Source organism: Bacteroides stercorirosoris (genome assembly GCF_900142015.1).
GTDB classification, from domain to species: Bacteria; Bacteroidota; Bacteroidia; order Bacteroidales; family Bacteroidaceae; genus Bacteroides; species Bacteroides stercorirosoris.
In genome coordinates this window covers 1-15190 of sequence record NZ_FQZN01000062.1, presented here as the reverse complement: position 1 = coordinate 15190, position 15190 = coordinate 1, and the positions used below count along the sequence as shown (strand labels likewise).

Below are 15190 nucleotides of genomic sequence, written 5' to 3'. Positions count from 1 at the left end.
TAGTGGGATAAATCATGGGATATGCTTGAAGCAGAAAATATAAAGTTTTAAATATCAGCATGGTAACTCCAGCAGGAGAATCCCAGGCGGATCACAAAAAAGCAGCTATCTGAATTAGATAGCTACTTTTTTAGTTTAAAAACCACGTTTTGTAACCTGTGTGTAAACTCTTCCATTTTGCTCACAAATTAAACCTTCATCACACATGGATGTGTAAACCAGAAGCACGAACCCTCTTCCACACGAGACTCGACTCCAATCTTTCCACCCATTCTCTCTACCAAATTCTGGCATATCGCCAATCCAAGACCGGCACCTTGTACAAACGAATCGAGTTTCACAAAACGATTGAAAATCTCATCCTGCTTTTCGGCGGGAATACCTTCACCTGTATCCCTAACACAGAAGTGTACCTGATCGTCACTTTCTAAAGTATAAGAAAGAGTGACCGATCCCTCGGCAGTAAACTTCAAAGCATTGTTCACAAAATTAGAGAGTACCTGCGTAATCAATTTCTTATCACCGTCAATCACTATCTGAGGTGAACTTTCATCGAAATGAAGTTCTACCGCCTTATCACGAGCTTTACACAAAAAAGAGCTGATTATCTCCCGGCAAAGCTGAAACACATCCACCCTTGCCACGCTAAGTTCTATCGTGCCGGACTCTATTTTCGAAATATCCAGAATATCAGAAATCAGATTGAGTAACAGTTCATTATTCTTCTCTACTATAGACATGTATGAGCGACGTTCCTCCTCCTCATTAGTCTCGGCAAGCAGGCTCGAAAAGCCAACGATAGCGTTGAGCGGAGTGCGTATTTCATGACTCATATTCGCCAGGAAGGCTGATTTGAGCCTGTCCGATTCCTCTGCTTTTTCTTTCGCCTGAATCAATTCCAGTTCCACTTGCTTACGAGTAGTGATGTCAGTAGCCAACTCCATGATTGCCCGCCGTCCGTCAATCCACTTGAGCGCTGTACTCTGAATGGTATACCAACGATCAGTGGAAGGATTATAGTCTTCCCAGAAATGAACACCTGTGGGCTGATGGTCAGCATCAAACAGATTCGGCTTCGGACAGTGCTTGCACACATTATTCAATCCCGCATTCAGCATTTTCCAGCATTCCGTACTTTCAGACACTTGTCCGGCTTCCTCTCTGAAAGATTTATTTGCAAAAAGCACCTTCAGCGAATCGTAGTCGCTAACAAAAATATTGGCATTGATATTGTCTAATACCTTTTGCATCGTTTGCTGTGATTGTTGCAAGGTGGTTTCAACTTGCCAGCGTTTGGTAGCGGTAGATACGATTTGTGATATCTGGCTCATCAGTTCCACATCCTTTTCGTCCCATTGCTTGTTCCAGCAAAAGTTAAATGAAAGGAAACCGAAATGTACGCCCAACTGCGACAACGGAAAGACGGCAATTGCTTTCACACCTTGTATCTCCAGCATTTGCGTGATGAAGGGATCAAGTGAATAGATATCGGATGTACAGATGATATTGTCTTTTTCGAGCATATCGAACCAAGGTTTACCAGCTTCAATGGTCATGCTCCGCAGATAGTCTATGGCAGGTTCGATTCCTTTGTTGCACCACTCGTTGGTACAGCCATATGTAACTCCATCCAAGTGATTTTCCCATGTTGCCAGACGATCAACGCCGGTATAGCGCCCGATTTCGGCAAGTGCCATGTTCATGGCTGTGGGTATGTCTGCTTCCAGTTGCAGTATTTGTAGTACTTTGATGAATAATGCCTGGCGACGGTTGGTTGCTTCCAGTATTTCCTGGCTGGCGATCAGGTCTCTGGATTTCTCCTCGACCATTTGTTCAAGCCGAGTGCGATATTGTTCCAATTCCATATCGACTTGGCTTGGTTCGGATTCCGTTAATTTCATAGTTTGATTAATAACAATAAATTGAATATAAAGATCACTTCAGACTCTGATGAGACAGGTCCTATGTTTTGCAAATATATGCATTTATTTTAGATTCAAAAATAAAACCTATAAAAACGTCATTTTTCTAAAATGTGGGCCAATGAACGATTCATTTTATTTTATCTGAGGGCACCGATTTCATCCCCTATTTTCCTTATTTCATCGGAAATGGCAAAGGAATTCGTCTACTTGACCTATTTTGCAAGTAGTTTCGAGACTATCTTTGCGCCATATACCAAAACACTAAAAACAATGAGAAAGATGGAAGACTGTATTTTAATTTTCCGAACCTCTATAGTCAGGAAACAGGATGTGAAAAGAGTAGGAACACTGCTTGCACAATATCCTCAGATTCATAGATGGAACGTAGATTTTGAAGACTGGGAAAAGGTATTAAGAATAGAATGTCTGGGGATGAGTCCGGCTGAGATATCGGATGCGCTGCGGACAATTAATATTTGTGCGAGGGAGTTGGAATGAGATATATCCATAGAATTTCAAAATAAACAAAAGTAACTCCATTCTCCTCCTTCGGAGAGGAGAATGGAGTTACTTTTGTTTATAATATGAAATACAATTCTTCAATTACAATTTCACAACCACTTTCTTTCCTCTGTAAGAAACCGATTTATCGAACGCTGTCGTATCTTCATCGCCACAGCCTTTGCCCGGCTCCACCACCACAAAGTTGAATTTGCGGTTCTTCAGCATCCCCTTATAACTACCCTGGCGGTCAGCAATCGTGAGTGTACGCTCCTTGTCATTCCACTTCATGATAATGGTAGTGTAAGCGCCCTTTTCGTAGTTATAGTTATCAAACTCATCTTCGTAAAGAGTAAATTCGGCATCAGCACCCGGATAGATACGGACTGTCAAGTTATCCCACTTCTTCTCGGTGGAGTACTGCACAGCCGGTCCCCAGGGAAGGATGGAGCCTGCACGAACATACACAGGCATGATGTCGATAGGGACTTCGCGCTGAATAGTCTGTCCACCTTCAAGTGTCTGTCCCGTCCAGAAGTCGAACCAGCGGGCACCCTTAGGCAGGTAAACATCTGTTTTCCCAACCTTACTCATATCTTTCAGATGACCGTTCTGATCTTTATCCTGCCAGGTATAAAGAGAATCCGTCACCGGACGGACGAGGAAGTTACGGCCGAACATATACTCAGTATCCATATCGAGCACTTTCTTGTCTTCGGGGAAGTCCATCATCAACGGACGGATGAAACTGCCGGCTTTATCGGTCACTTCCCATGAGGTACTGTAAACGTAAGGCAACAGACGATAACGCAAATGAGTGTATTTCTCCAGCGCATCATAAGCCCAGTCGCCCTTCTTGCCGAACTGATAGATTTCCACAGCCACCGGACCGGAGTTGTGCGAACGCATAATCGGCTGGAATGCGCCCCATTGATACCAACGGGTATGCAATTCGTGATAAGCGATATTATCCACCGTATTATTATACTTCCAGGCAAAGAAACCACCCAAGTCCGTGTTCCAGTAAGGAATACCACATAAGGAATAGTTGAGACCTGCCGCAATCTGTCTGCGCATAACGGACCAGTCCGAAGCCACATCACCGCTCCATGAATGCGAAGCATAGCGCTGTTGTCCCAGGAAAGACGAACGAGTAAGCAGAAAGACACGCTTATCAGAAGTCACGGCACGCTGATGCTCATAAACTCCCTTGTTAGACAGTAGCGGAAAAGCATTGTGTACCCTGCGGAACGAACCTAAATAGGTCGGAGTATTGAAATCCTGATCTTTAACGTTCAGATGGTCCGGTTCGGTTGAGTCGAGCCACCAGGCATCCATGCCCAGGTCGAAGATATTCTTCTTCATCTCGGCCCAGTAGATTTCACGGGCAACCGGATTGAACGGGTCATAAGGTTTCACACCGGCATTGGGTGGCCATGTGTCGAAGTGCAGCAGGGCTTTCAGACTATCCATCTTCTGATACATCTCCGTCCAGGGGCCGAATGAAGCCCATACGGAAATCATGATGTGGGCATTCTGTTTATGCACATAGTCTATCATCTCCTTCGGACTCTTGATGCGCGGAGTGCCGTAGCGTGCATTCTTGTCTTCACCGCTCGGAAGATATTTCATATATTCGGGATCACCCATCTTGTTGATATAACGGGGGTTCTGGAATTTCATGGAGTTCCAGTTCGAGTCGCATCCCCAGTATTGCCAGTCCTGGATGATACCGTCCAAAGGCACTTTCAGGTCACGGTATTTGTCAACAACTTCGCAGAGTTCGTCGGGACTCTTGTAGCGTTCGCGGCATTGCCAAAAACCCAAAGTCCAAAGAGGATAAAGCGGAGCTTGTCCGGTCAGGTCGCGCACACCTGCTATCACACCATCGGCATTGCCGCCATAGATGAAATAATAATCGGCACAATCCCCTACTTCCGAGTCAAACGACATCTCCTGCGGATTATCCAGGAAGGTGGTGGGAGAATAATTATCCCAATACAAAGCATATCCCTTGACAGAATGAACGAACGGGATACAGATGCTCATATTCTGATTACGAAGGAAAAGCTTCTGATTGCGTTGGTTCACCTTGCCCGTCTGCTGCTGTCCCAGACCGTAGATGACTTCATCTTTATCCAGCAGGAAAGCCTGGCGGACATTGAAAGAAGGAACTCCCGCATCATCGAACGGAGTGAACTGGGTTCCGTAATCCTTGTCCGTCAGCATACGTTTTCCCGACTTATCGAAGAAATGAATACCTCCGGTTTCCGTATTCACTTCCACCCGCACAGCATCACTGCTCAATGTCACGTTTTCGCCGTTTTCATCGAAAGTTACCGGGGTAGTTTCGGGAGCTTTGATAATGACCAGACTTTCTTTATTGTAGGATGTCTGCATAGGTGTTTTATAAACCCGGACGATGGTGGGCGAATAAAATTCCACACTGACGTCCATTCCTTGTGCAGCATACTTGATGCCCTGGGGCGTGCGTTGCACATTCTGCGCTACGCCGCCTGTAGCAACAATGGCCGCCGATACCAGCAAGAAACCGACTTTTTTAATAAGATTCATTTTCATGGTTTTTAAGTGTTTTATGATGTTGCAAAAGTAGGGAAGAAAGGCCTCTGGCGGGCAACAACCACGTTGAAAGCAACAATAATCATGTTGATTTCTTCATCTTTTCGGCATATTCGGAGGGACGGCAACCGTACATTTCCTGAAAACATTTGCTCAGATAACTGGAACTGCTGAAACCCGTGCGTTCGGCAATTTCGGTAATGCTGAGGTTTCCTTCCGCCAGTAATTGGGCTGCGCGCTGCAAACGGATGTTACGGATAAAAAGGCTTGGAGACTGGTCGAGCATAGTCACCAGCTTCCGGTAAAGTCCGGTGCGTTCCATGCAAAGGTCTCGGCTCAGTTGCTCTACGGAATAACCGGAGACGTGCAGGTTCTTTTCCACCTGCTCGATGGCGCGCGCAAGGAATGCGGACTCTGCGGCATCTTGCTTAGGAGCATGGGACGTTTCAACAACGCTACAGGTTGCAGGGGGATTGTTCTCTTCCGAACGGGCTTTCTGCTCGGCCTCATAACTGTTGCATTGCTCTATAAGGTTGCGGATGCGGAGCAAAAGAATTTCTTCCTTATGCCGACGTTCCATCTTTTTGCGGGTCCAGTAGACGTAAAGTCGGATGCCGACTACGGTTACCAATAATAATGTAATTATATATAAGGTATAAGCAGTGTTCGTTTTCCACCAGGGAGCATGGATGATGAGCGACAGTTCCGTCACTCTCCCATCCCATTGCAGGATGTTGTCCGAAGCCATGACTCTGAAGGTGTACTTTCCCGGAGAAAGGTCGGTGTAGGAAGCCTGAAGAATGCCTGTACCGTCCGTTCCACCGTTCTGCCCACCGGCAAAGACACGAATCCAGTCTTTATCGACACCTTCCAACCGGTAGCGGTAGTAAGTACGCTCACCGTTCAGATAGTTCAAGGCGGAAAACTCAAAAGTAAGAAAGTTCTGGTTGTAATCCAGTTCTATATTCTCCGTGTAAGGGGGCGTTTGGGGAAGAATGATGCGGTCGCCATACTTTTCGCCTGTATTTACTTTTTCGCCGTATAAGCGCAAGGCGGTGAAAACAGGAGCATAAGGCAGCCCCGGAGCTATCGGCTCACGGTCCGGACGGAATACATTAAAGCCATCGATGCCTCCGAAATAGAGAGTGCCGTCAGAGGCTTCAAAAACAGCTCCCTGCATATATTCTCCTTCCAGAGCACCGTCCTGCCGGTTGAAATTCGTAAAACTGATGTCATGGCTGTCCGGATTGACGTGGATGCGGGAAATGCCATTGCTGGTGGTTACCCAGATATCATGATGCCTGTCTTCGTGGATGGCTTGCACGAAGTTGTTGCTCAGGCCGTTTTCGCAGTAGAAGATGCGAGATGCCTGTTCGTTATCTGTAAAAAGTTCCAGTCCATCGGATGTTCCCACCCAAGTCCAGCCACGTGAGTCGGTACAGAGGGCGGTATAGTCCTTACCTCTGAAATGGCAGCTCGCAGCATTTCTTTGCAACGGGGCAGATAATTCGGAAGGAATGGAAGAAGCAGCTACCGGAATCAGAGACAAAGAGTCGTCTTTGTCTTCGGCCAACCGATAAATATGGGAATGATTTTTCAGATAGATATTGCCCGCTTTGTCTTCGGCAAAACATTCGACAGCTACATCTTCTTCCGGAGGAACAGGGAAGGAATTGCGCCCGATATATGCCAGTTTGTGCATAGCCGGATGATAATACAGCAATCCACGGTTTAAGGTACCTACCCACAACCCACCCTGAAAGTCCTGAAAGATGGTACTGATTTCTGTTGAGACAATCTGGCCTTTCCTGGTCTGCAACAAAGGGAGGTATTGATGTGCTCCATCCAATAAGTCGATAATCCAAAAGCCGTGGACGCAACTGATGTACGCTTTCTCATCACCCGGAAGAATAACCAGGGTATTCAGTGTGTAATTTTGCTCAAATATCTTCTTCCAGCTCCGGTTCTGCCAATCGAAGTAGAATAAGCCGCCTTTATGCCCGTTCCGTAGCTGGTAAAATCCCTTACTGCCTTTGACGACAAGGGAAGTTCTCCGAAAATCATCCCGTTCGGACGGAGGATAAGCGGAGGCGGCATATGTTTCTTTCTGATTCACAAGGTCGTAGCTGACAAGTTCGCCTGTATCATAGAATAGATAAAGGGCATCATCCTTTGCATTCACATCCTGTAGTACTCTTGAGCCATTGTCGGGAAGAGGAATACGCATTCCACCACTTAATTCTTGCAAAGCGCCGGGTATCAGTAGCCATGTACGCCCCAGATCGTCTACAAAAAGGTCTTCTAAGGGGCAGGATATGTGTTTATCCCGAAAGTAGGAAGATAAGTCTGTGACGTATTGTTCTTTATAGAGATCAATACACATCAGTTTATGATTGTCTTTAACCCACAGCAGGGAGTCTCCTGTCCGGTAGATGCGATAATATCCATCGTATTGCTGCAATGGGTATACGTCTTCTGCAGTACGGTGCAGGTAAGTGAAGTGTACGCCGTCATACAGATTGACATTACCACTGGTGGTGAATACCATTCTTCCGTCCGGCAATTGGAGAATGAAGCGTATCTGATTGTCACTCAGACCTTGTGAGGTATTGATAGATGTAAATAGGAAATCAGCGGCACAGGTCGTCAACGTTATCCTGAGGCATAAGAAAAGAAATAATGCTATCTTTATGTTTTTCAAGTTATTCACCGGCACTGTAATAGGAATTGTTTATTCGGGATACAAATATAATGGATTTTCGGCAGAACCTTATACTTTTTAATATTTCGTTCCATATATTCCTTTATCCGTCTTCTTTAAAGAATATACTGTGTTTCGTTAATACTTCCTCTTACCAACACCCGGGTGTTGGATATACTAACATCCCCATGTTGGCACTACCAACACCCCCATGTAAGTACTACCAACACCCGGGTGTCGGTAAGTGTATTTTAGTATAATCGCAAGGATAACTTATAAAGAATAGCATCGGTAAAACTATTATGGAAAAAGGAAACTCTTGTTCACGGAGAAATTAATCTAAATATCATTAAAAGAGTGCTCATTCGTCCGGCATAATCTGTATATTTGATTGTTACTCATATATAAACGATTAAAACATAGTATGTATGAAAACAATCCGAACGATTTTCTTTTTACTGCTGGTAGCAGTAATCGGCGCCCCTACTCTTTCCGCACAGACCAAGAAGGAAAAGAAAGAGATGAAACAGAAAGCTGTCAGGGAGCTGGTCTTATCTGAAAAGTATAAAATAGACGTAGACAGGGCAATCCCCGCAAGAGGACGCTCCGTTTCGCTGACTTCTCCTTATTCAATAGAGATAAGAAATGACTCTGTAATATCCTACCTCCCCTATTACGGACGCGCCTACTCCATCCCGTATGGTGGTGGCGAAGGATTGAACTTCAAAGCTCCAATCAGTGATTATAAGATAGAGTGGGACAAAAAGGGAACCGCCAAAGTACGGTTCATTGCGCGGAGCACAGAGGACAGGTTCAGCTTCAATATTGATATTTTCAGTAACGGTTCGTCGTCGATATTCGTGAATATGCAGAATCGCCAGTCCATCAGCTTCCAGGGTGATCTGGACATACCGGAAAAAGAACAGAAATAAGGAAGCTCCCAAGTTGGGACAAAAATCCCTGAAAACGGAAAACGAAACTGACTCGTCTTTGTTGTATATTCAGGATGGCTTGCCTGTGGGTGATGCCGAGCAAACGACTGGAAAAGGAGATGGAAAAATAAAAATTGCTATCTTTGCGCATAAGACCTATTATATATGTATAAGGAATACTCGCCCTGCCCCCTGCTCGCTCCCTATATCGACAAATATTGGGAATTAAAAGGCAATCCCGAATATGGAATGCGCATCAATATACTGCCTGACGGGTGTACAGACTTCATCTTCACTCTTGGAGAAGCGACACAAGCCGTAAACAGTGATTTGAGGATGAAACCCTACCGTGCCTACTTCATCGGGCCAATGAATACTTATTCGGAATTAGCGGCATATACAGAAACGATTCATATGCTGGGCGTCCGCTTTCTGCCTTGCGGATTATCCCGTTTCATCCGACTTCCCCTGCACGAACTCACCAACCAGAGAATAAATGCCGACGAAGTCAGCAATTTCTTCGATGCCTCATTCGCCGAAAGATTGTGTGAAGAAAGCAGTTTGGGAGACCGGGTGAAGATTATAGAAGAATTGTTCATCAGGTCATTATACAAACATGATTTACCGGCAGACCCGCAGATTACATTTGCCATAGAACGGATAAACCGATATCAGGGGAAGCTCCCTATACAATCGCTAATGGATAATATTTGTCTGTGCCAGCGACAGTTCGAACGCAAATTCAAGATGAACACCGGATATACTCCCAAGATATACAGCAGGATTATGAAGTTCAAAAATGCCGTAGACCTACTGAGAAACAATACTTGCGACAGCCTGTTGTCGACCGCTGTCCATGCAGGGTATTATGACGTGCCGCACCTGTCAAGGGAGATAAAGAATTTGTCCGGTAGCACCGCCTGTTCCTTTATGAGCCGGCCAACATCGGAAGAAGAAGCCACGCTGACTTATGTAGAGGCATAAATGTCGTTTTTATACAATAAAGTAATCTCTCCGGCCGCTTATCTTTGTACCATCAATCAACTAAATAGATTATAAAATGGAAACACTTGAAAAGAAAGCCGCAGAAATGCTTCAAAAGAGCGAGGTAGTAGTTCTCACTTCTATAAACAAGGAAGGGTATCCCCGCCCTGTACCGATGAGCATGATAAAAACCGAAGGTATCTCCACTGTCTGGATGTCCACCGGAGACACTTCGTGGAAGACGGAGGATTTCCGCAAGAATCCCAAAGGCGGTTTATGCTTCTACGCCCAGGGAGACAGCGTTTGCATGACCGGTGATGTAGAGGTAATCACAGATGCGGACATCAAACTGGAACTTTGGCAGGATTGGTTCATCAATCATTTTCCCGGCGGACCAACCGACCCGACTTATGTGATTTTAAAGTTCAAAGCCAATCATGCCACTTACTGGATTGAGGGAAAGTTTATCCATAGAAAAGTTTGAAAAAGTCAGCACAATTATTAATAAGAAATGAATGAAATGATAAGCAAAACTATCTCAATTCTCCTCCTCCCCGGAGGGAGGGGAATTGAAATAGTCCGTTTCATTCATAACCGCTACAATAACAAACCAATTTCAACAACCCATTCGTATTATTAACAAATAATCCGTAACTTTGCAACCCGTATTTGATATATAGTCTGCAAAAAGAGAATGCAAGGAATAAAAAGTCTGACAAAAGGGCCTATTAACCGCCAGTTATTCAATCTGGCAATACCCATTATGGCTACCTCGTTCATCCAGATGGCGTACAGTCTGACGGATATGGCATGGGTAGGCCGTTTGGGTAGTGAAGCCGTTGCTGCGGTCGGTGCGGTAGGAATACTTACCTGGATGTCAGGCTCTATTGCCCTGCTGAACAAGGTAGGTTCGGAAGTTAGCGTAGGACAGTCTATCGGAGCACGCAGCGAACAGGATGCGCGGCAATTCGCCTCGCATAACATCAGTATTGCATTGCTGATTTCAGTATGCTGGGGAGCTTTGTTATTCCTCTTTGCCAGCCCTATCTTACACATATTCGAGTTGGAAGAGCATATCACGGAAAATGCCATTACTTATCTGCGCATAGTCTCAACCGGATTTCCTTTCGTATTCCTCTCTGCCGCTTTCACGGGGATATATAATGCGGCAGGACGAAGCAAGACTCCCTTTTACATCAGTGGCACTGGGTTGATTATGAATATTATACTCGACCCGCTTTTCATCTTCGGCTTTGGCTGGGGAACGGTAGGTGCGGCGCTTGCCACATGGTTGTCTGAGGCAACGGTGTTCGGTATCTTTATCTATCAATTACGCTGCAAGGACGATTTGTTGGGTGGTTTCCCTTTCCTTACCCGGCTGAAGGGAAAATATACAAAACGTATCTTCAAGCTGGGACTCCCGGTAGCTACGCTCAACACGCTGTTTGCCTTCGTCAATATGTTCCTTTCGCGCACCGCATCGGAACAGGGCGGACACCTCGGGCTTATGGCTTTCACTACCGGAGGACAAATAGAAGCCATCACCTGGAATACCTCGCAAGGTTTCTCCACCGGATTGAGTACTTTCATTGCACAAAACTATGCTGCCGGAGAGAAATCGAGGGTGAAGAAAGCCTGGCGCACAACGCTATGGATGACGTCTATATTCGGTACACTTTGTTCATTGTTATTCATATTCTTCGGAAGCGAAGTGTTTTCCATCTTTGTGCCCGAACCGGAAGCATACCGTGTGGGTGGCGACTTCCTGCGTATAGACGGCTATTCACAACTCTTCATGATGCTGGAAATCACGATGCAAGGTGTGTTCTACGGATTGGGAAGAACGGTTCCTCCTGCCATCATCAGCATATCATGCAACTACATGCGTATCCCTATTGCCTTATTCCTGGTACATCTGGGAATGGGCGTGGATGCCATCTGGTGGGCTGTAAGTGCAACAACCATTGCCAAAGGAATCATCCTCACACTGTGGTTTATTATTATAAAAAGAAAAATTCTCTAAAAAAGACGAACAAACGACCTGAACATAGCTACAGGATAATTGTTATATATCTAAATTTGTATTATTAATTATGGTAACATATTAAATAGAAAAAGTATGAGAAAGATGAAATTTACGGCACTGTTACTGAGTTGTGCCATTATATTAGGAAGTTGTAGTACAATGAACAATACCGCAAAAGGCGGTGTGATTGGTGGTGGTTCCGGTGCTGCCGCCGGTGCAATCATCGGTGGACTTATCGGTAAAGGTAAGGGTGCGGCCATTGGTGCGGCTGTCGGTGCGGCAGTAGGTACGGGGGCAGGTGTTGCCATCGGGCATAAGATGGATAAAAAGGCTGCCGAAGCTGCCAAGATTGAAGGCGCACAAGTAGAGAAAGTGACAGATACCAACGGACTCGCTGCGGTAAAGGTTACTTTTGAATCGGGCATTCTGTTCGGTTTCAACTCTTCTACATTGAGCAATACGTCTAAAGCTTCACTGCGCGAACTGGCTCAGATTCTGAAAGAAGACCCGACAACGGACATCGCTATCGTAGGACATACCGACAAGGTGGGTACGTATGAAGCTAACATGAAAGTTTCAAAGGACCGCGCGTATACGGTAGAAAATTATCTGCAAGATTGTGGTGTGTCTCCTTCACAGTTCAAGAAAGTGGAAGGCGTGGGCTACAATCAGTATGATGACAGCATGACGGCAAGTCAGAATCGCCGCGTGGATATTTATATGTATGCCAGCGAACAGATGATTAAGAATGCGGAAGCAGGAAACTAAATGATAATTTATCAGCGTGCATCCCCTAAGCCTGAAAGGCTTTTATCTTATAGCTCAGGGTAACACCCTGGGTAATGGATGCTCCCACAATCTTACGCCCTGCAAGGGCAAAAACCTATGTGTGCTGTAATGCCCTTACAGGGCGCAAAGAGAAACACATGGCAATCCCCCAGGGCGTTGCCCTGGGCTATAAGATAAAAGGCTTTCAGCCTACCAGGTACTATCACGTCAATGAGTATGCCGAAAGGAAACCTTGATCCAGCGCTACGCCGCTAAATTATCATTTATCAAAAATAGCACCACGACAATGAGTATAAAGAAAGCTCTGCGAATTATCCGCAATCTGGTATTATTCTTCTTTATCTCCACTATTCTTGCAGTGGTACTCTATCGTTTTATCCCTGTCTATGCCACTCCCCTCATGGTCATCCGCAGTACCCAGCAACTCTTTAAAGGTGAAAAACCGATCTGGCATCACACTTGGGTGCCCTTTGACAAAATCTCCCCCCATTTACCGATGGCAGTCATTGCCTCGGAAGACAACCGCTTTGCCACTCACAACGGCTTCGACTTCATTGAAATAAAGAAAGCCTTAAAAGAGAATGAAACCCGTAAACGGAAACGAGGAGCCAGTACCATCAGCCAACAGACAGCAAAGAATGTATTCCTCTGGCCGCAATCTTCGTGGGTACGCAAAGGGTTCGAAGTTTACTTCACCTGGCTCATTGAGCTCTGCTGGTCGAAAGAACGAATCATGGAAGTATATCTCAACTCTATCGAAATGGGAAAAGGTATTTATGGAGCGGAAGCTGCCGCCAAATACAAGTTCAAGACCACTGCCGCCAAACTGACAGCAGGACAATGCGCACTGATAGCCGCCACACTCCCCAATCCCATACGCTTTGACTCTGCACACCCCTCGTCTTATATCCTGCACAGGCAGTCACAGATATTGAGACTGATGAAATTGGTCCCCAAATTTCCACCGGTAGAGAAGAAGGACATCAAGAAGCAGAAGGAAAAGAAGAAGACAGAGAAGAAGAAAAAGAAATAATCTGCGTATATTTGTGTGCTTAACATACTACGGAATGAAGAAAATCTGGATATTCCTCTTTGCTTGTATCGTCTGCGGTGGGTTGCATGCCCAGCGTACAGAAGTGCACACTCCCCATATACGAACGGTACAGGTCATTGCCAATAATGACTATATGGCTCCTGCGGTCATCCGACTGGGTGAAGATGAATCCGTGGAAATTTCTTTCGACCATCTTACACACGATTATCACCGCTACCAATACATACTCACGCATTGTAATGCAGACTGGACGCCTTCGGATCTCTCTGAAACGGAATATCTGGATGGTTTCAACGACAATCCGATAGAAGATTACGACATCTCGGTCAACACTACCCTGCCCTACACTCACTATCGGCTGACGCTGCCTAACGATCAGGTACGGCCAAAACTTTCCGGTAACTATCGGCTGACGGTTTATGATGATGCCGAAGGCAAAGACAAGCCCGCTTTCAGTACTTGTTTTCGGGTACTGGAGAAGGGGGTGAATGTATTGGCACAAGTCAGCAGCGACACGGAGATAGACCGCAACAAGACGCATCAACAGGTTAGTTTCAGTATTCAGTATAAGGGATATCCCATCCATAATCCGCAGAATGAAGTAAAAGTACACGTTTTGCAGGACAATCGCACGGATAATTGGGTGACTGACCTGAAACCTTCCTATGTGGGTCCTGACCAACTGCGATATGAACATAACCGCGCATTGATATTTCCTGCCGGGAATGAGTATCGACGTTTTGAGATGGTGAGTACCCGCTATGCTTCGCAAGGGGTGGAGAGCATCCGTTATCATGCACCTTATTATCATGTGACTCTCAGTCCGGCCGAACCAAGAATATTGAATTATAGTTATGACCAAGACCAGAATGGGCGCTTTGTAATACGTTATGATGAAGCCGTGGACAACAATACGGAAGCTGATTACTTCTTCGTGCATTTCTCCCTGTTATGGGAAAATCCGCTCAGTGAAGGAGATTTCTATCTACAAGGAGCATTTACTTACGATGATTTCAATGAGGGAAACCGGTTGAAGTATAATCCGGAGACACATGCCTATGAAGGTAGTCAGTTGCTAAAACAAGGGGCGTATAATTATCAGTATTTATACGTGGCACCGGGAAGTACAGCAGGAAGCACTGCGCAGGCAGAAGGAAACTATTATGAAACAGAAAATGAATATCTGATACTTGTCTACCACCGGGCTTTCGGAGAAAGGTATGACAGGTTGATTGGAATGCAGCAGGTGAGTTATAAATAACCAGAGCGTCAAAGCAGAAATTGACAATTGCAATCAATTGATAAGCCCTTATTTCATTTGCCTTTGCAGTAAATTGGGATATTCAGTAAATGTCCCTCTTTCTAATAAATTAAGAGAACAGTTTTACTTTACGTGAGCTTTTCTCTTAATTTTTTTCTGTAAAGCCTCAAGTCTCCTATCTTTTTCATAGAATATTATTTACATATTCTTATTTTTTCTTCCCAACGGTACATTATGTATATGTCTTTTTAGGGGAAGTTAAAAACCTCTCCTGTTTTCCTCTTATTATTTTAGTCTGATTATGCAGCCGTTCTTTTTTTCTTTTCGACCTTTTCTATCATGCATACCGCATTGGCCGTATGTATTCCAAAGAAAATCCAAAGCATTTCCGTTTTCCTGTTTCTAGCTTTTATTCTGGCCAGTGAGTAATGTTGTTT

The 15190-nt window shown here is 45.1% G+C and carries 12 protein-coding genes and 1 pseudogene; 9 read left to right on the top strand and 4 right to left on the bottom strand.

Annotated elements, in window-relative coordinates; translation table 11 throughout:
- Nucleotides 1-188 precede the first annotated feature (188 nt).
- The gene (locus BUC01_RS24175; protein WP_025835689.1) at nucleotides 189-1901 is read right to left on the bottom strand and encodes a sensor histidine kinase; all 1713 of its coding nucleotides are present in this window, start codon (nucleotides 1899-1901) and stop codon (nucleotides 189-191) included.
- A gap of 303 nt (nucleotides 1902-2204) precedes the next feature.
- Here BUC01_RS24175 and BUC01_RS24170 point away from each other — a divergent pair, with 303 nt between their 5' ends.
- Nucleotides 2205-2423 (top strand): hypothetical protein, encoded by a 219-nt coding sequence (locus tag BUC01_RS24170; RefSeq protein ID WP_025835690.1) that lies wholly within the window; start codon nucleotides 2205-2207, stop codon nucleotides 2421-2423.
- A gap of 105 nt (nucleotides 2424-2528) precedes the next feature.
- On the opposite strand, the gene BUC01_RS24165 is transcribed toward BUC01_RS24170, so the two are convergent.
- Both BUC01_RS24165 and BUC01_RS24160 read right to left on the bottom strand, forming a co-directional pair.
- Nucleotides 2529-5000 (bottom strand): glycoside hydrolase family 31 protein, encoded by a 2472-nt coding sequence (locus BUC01_RS24165; RefSeq protein WP_025835691.1) that lies wholly within the window; start codon nucleotides 4998-5000, stop codon nucleotides 2529-2531.
- 88 nt (nucleotides 5001-5088) lie between these two features.
- The gene (locus BUC01_RS24160; protein WP_139261917.1) at nucleotides 5089-7722 is read right to left on the bottom strand and encodes a helix-turn-helix domain-containing protein; all 2634 of its coding nucleotides are present in this window, start codon (nucleotides 7720-7722) and stop codon (nucleotides 5089-5091) included.
- Nucleotides 7723-8135: 413 nt separating this feature from the next.
- On the opposite strand from BUC01_RS24160, the gene BUC01_RS24155 reads away from it, so the two are divergent.
- From BUC01_RS24155 to BUC01_RS24120, 8 genes are all read left to right on the top strand, one after another.
- Entirely contained in the window at nucleotides 8136-8639 is a 504-nt protein-coding gene (locus tag BUC01_RS24155) for a DUF4251 domain-containing protein (RefSeq protein WP_025835693.1), read from the top strand.
- Nucleotides 8640-8804: 165 nt separating this feature from the next.
- Complete coding sequence (locus tag BUC01_RS24150; RefSeq protein ID WP_025835695.1) at nucleotides 8805-9623, top strand: AraC family transcriptional regulator; 819 nt, start codon at nucleotides 8805-8807, stop codon at nucleotides 9621-9623.
- Nucleotides 9624-9699: 76 nt separating this feature from the next.
- The gene (locus BUC01_RS24145) at nucleotides 9700-10107 is read left to right on the top strand and encodes a pyridoxamine 5'-phosphate oxidase family protein (protein ID WP_025835696.1); all 408 of its coding nucleotides are present in this window, start codon (nucleotides 9700-9702) and stop codon (nucleotides 10105-10107) included.
- 210 nt (nucleotides 10108-10317) lie between these two features.
- Nucleotides 10318-11646 (top strand): MATE family efflux transporter, encoded by a 1329-nt coding sequence (locus BUC01_RS24140; protein WP_025835698.1) that lies wholly within the window; start codon nucleotides 10318-10320, stop codon nucleotides 11644-11646.
- 96 nt (nucleotides 11647-11742) lie between these two features.
- Nucleotides 11743-12417 (top strand): OmpA family protein, encoded by a 675-nt coding sequence (locus BUC01_RS24135; protein ID WP_025835700.1) that lies wholly within the window; start codon nucleotides 11743-11745, stop codon nucleotides 12415-12417.
- Between the two features lie 74 nt (nucleotides 12418-12491).
- Nucleotides 12492-12674 (top strand): hypothetical protein, encoded by a 183-nt coding sequence (locus BUC01_RS24130; protein ID WP_073315144.1) that lies wholly within the window; start codon nucleotides 12492-12494, stop codon nucleotides 12672-12674.
- A gap of 50 nt (nucleotides 12675-12724) precedes the next feature.
- Nucleotides 12725-13471, top strand: coding sequence for a monofunctional biosynthetic peptidoglycan transglycosylase (mtgA, locus tag BUC01_RS24125; RefSeq protein WP_025836077.1), 747 nt, complete (start codon nucleotides 12725-12727; stop codon nucleotides 13469-13471).
- Between the two features lie 34 nt (nucleotides 13472-13505).
- A complete protein-coding gene (locus BUC01_RS24120) occupies nucleotides 13506-14753 on the top strand; it encodes a type IX secretion system plug protein (protein WP_025836075.1) in 1248 nt (415 codons plus the stop codon).
- Between the two features lie 299 nt (nucleotides 14754-15052).
- Here BUC01_RS24120 and BUC01_RS24115 read toward each other — a convergent pair.
- A pseudogene (locus tag BUC01_RS24115) lies at nucleotides 15053-15190 on the bottom strand (DDE transposase); the annotation flags it as partial.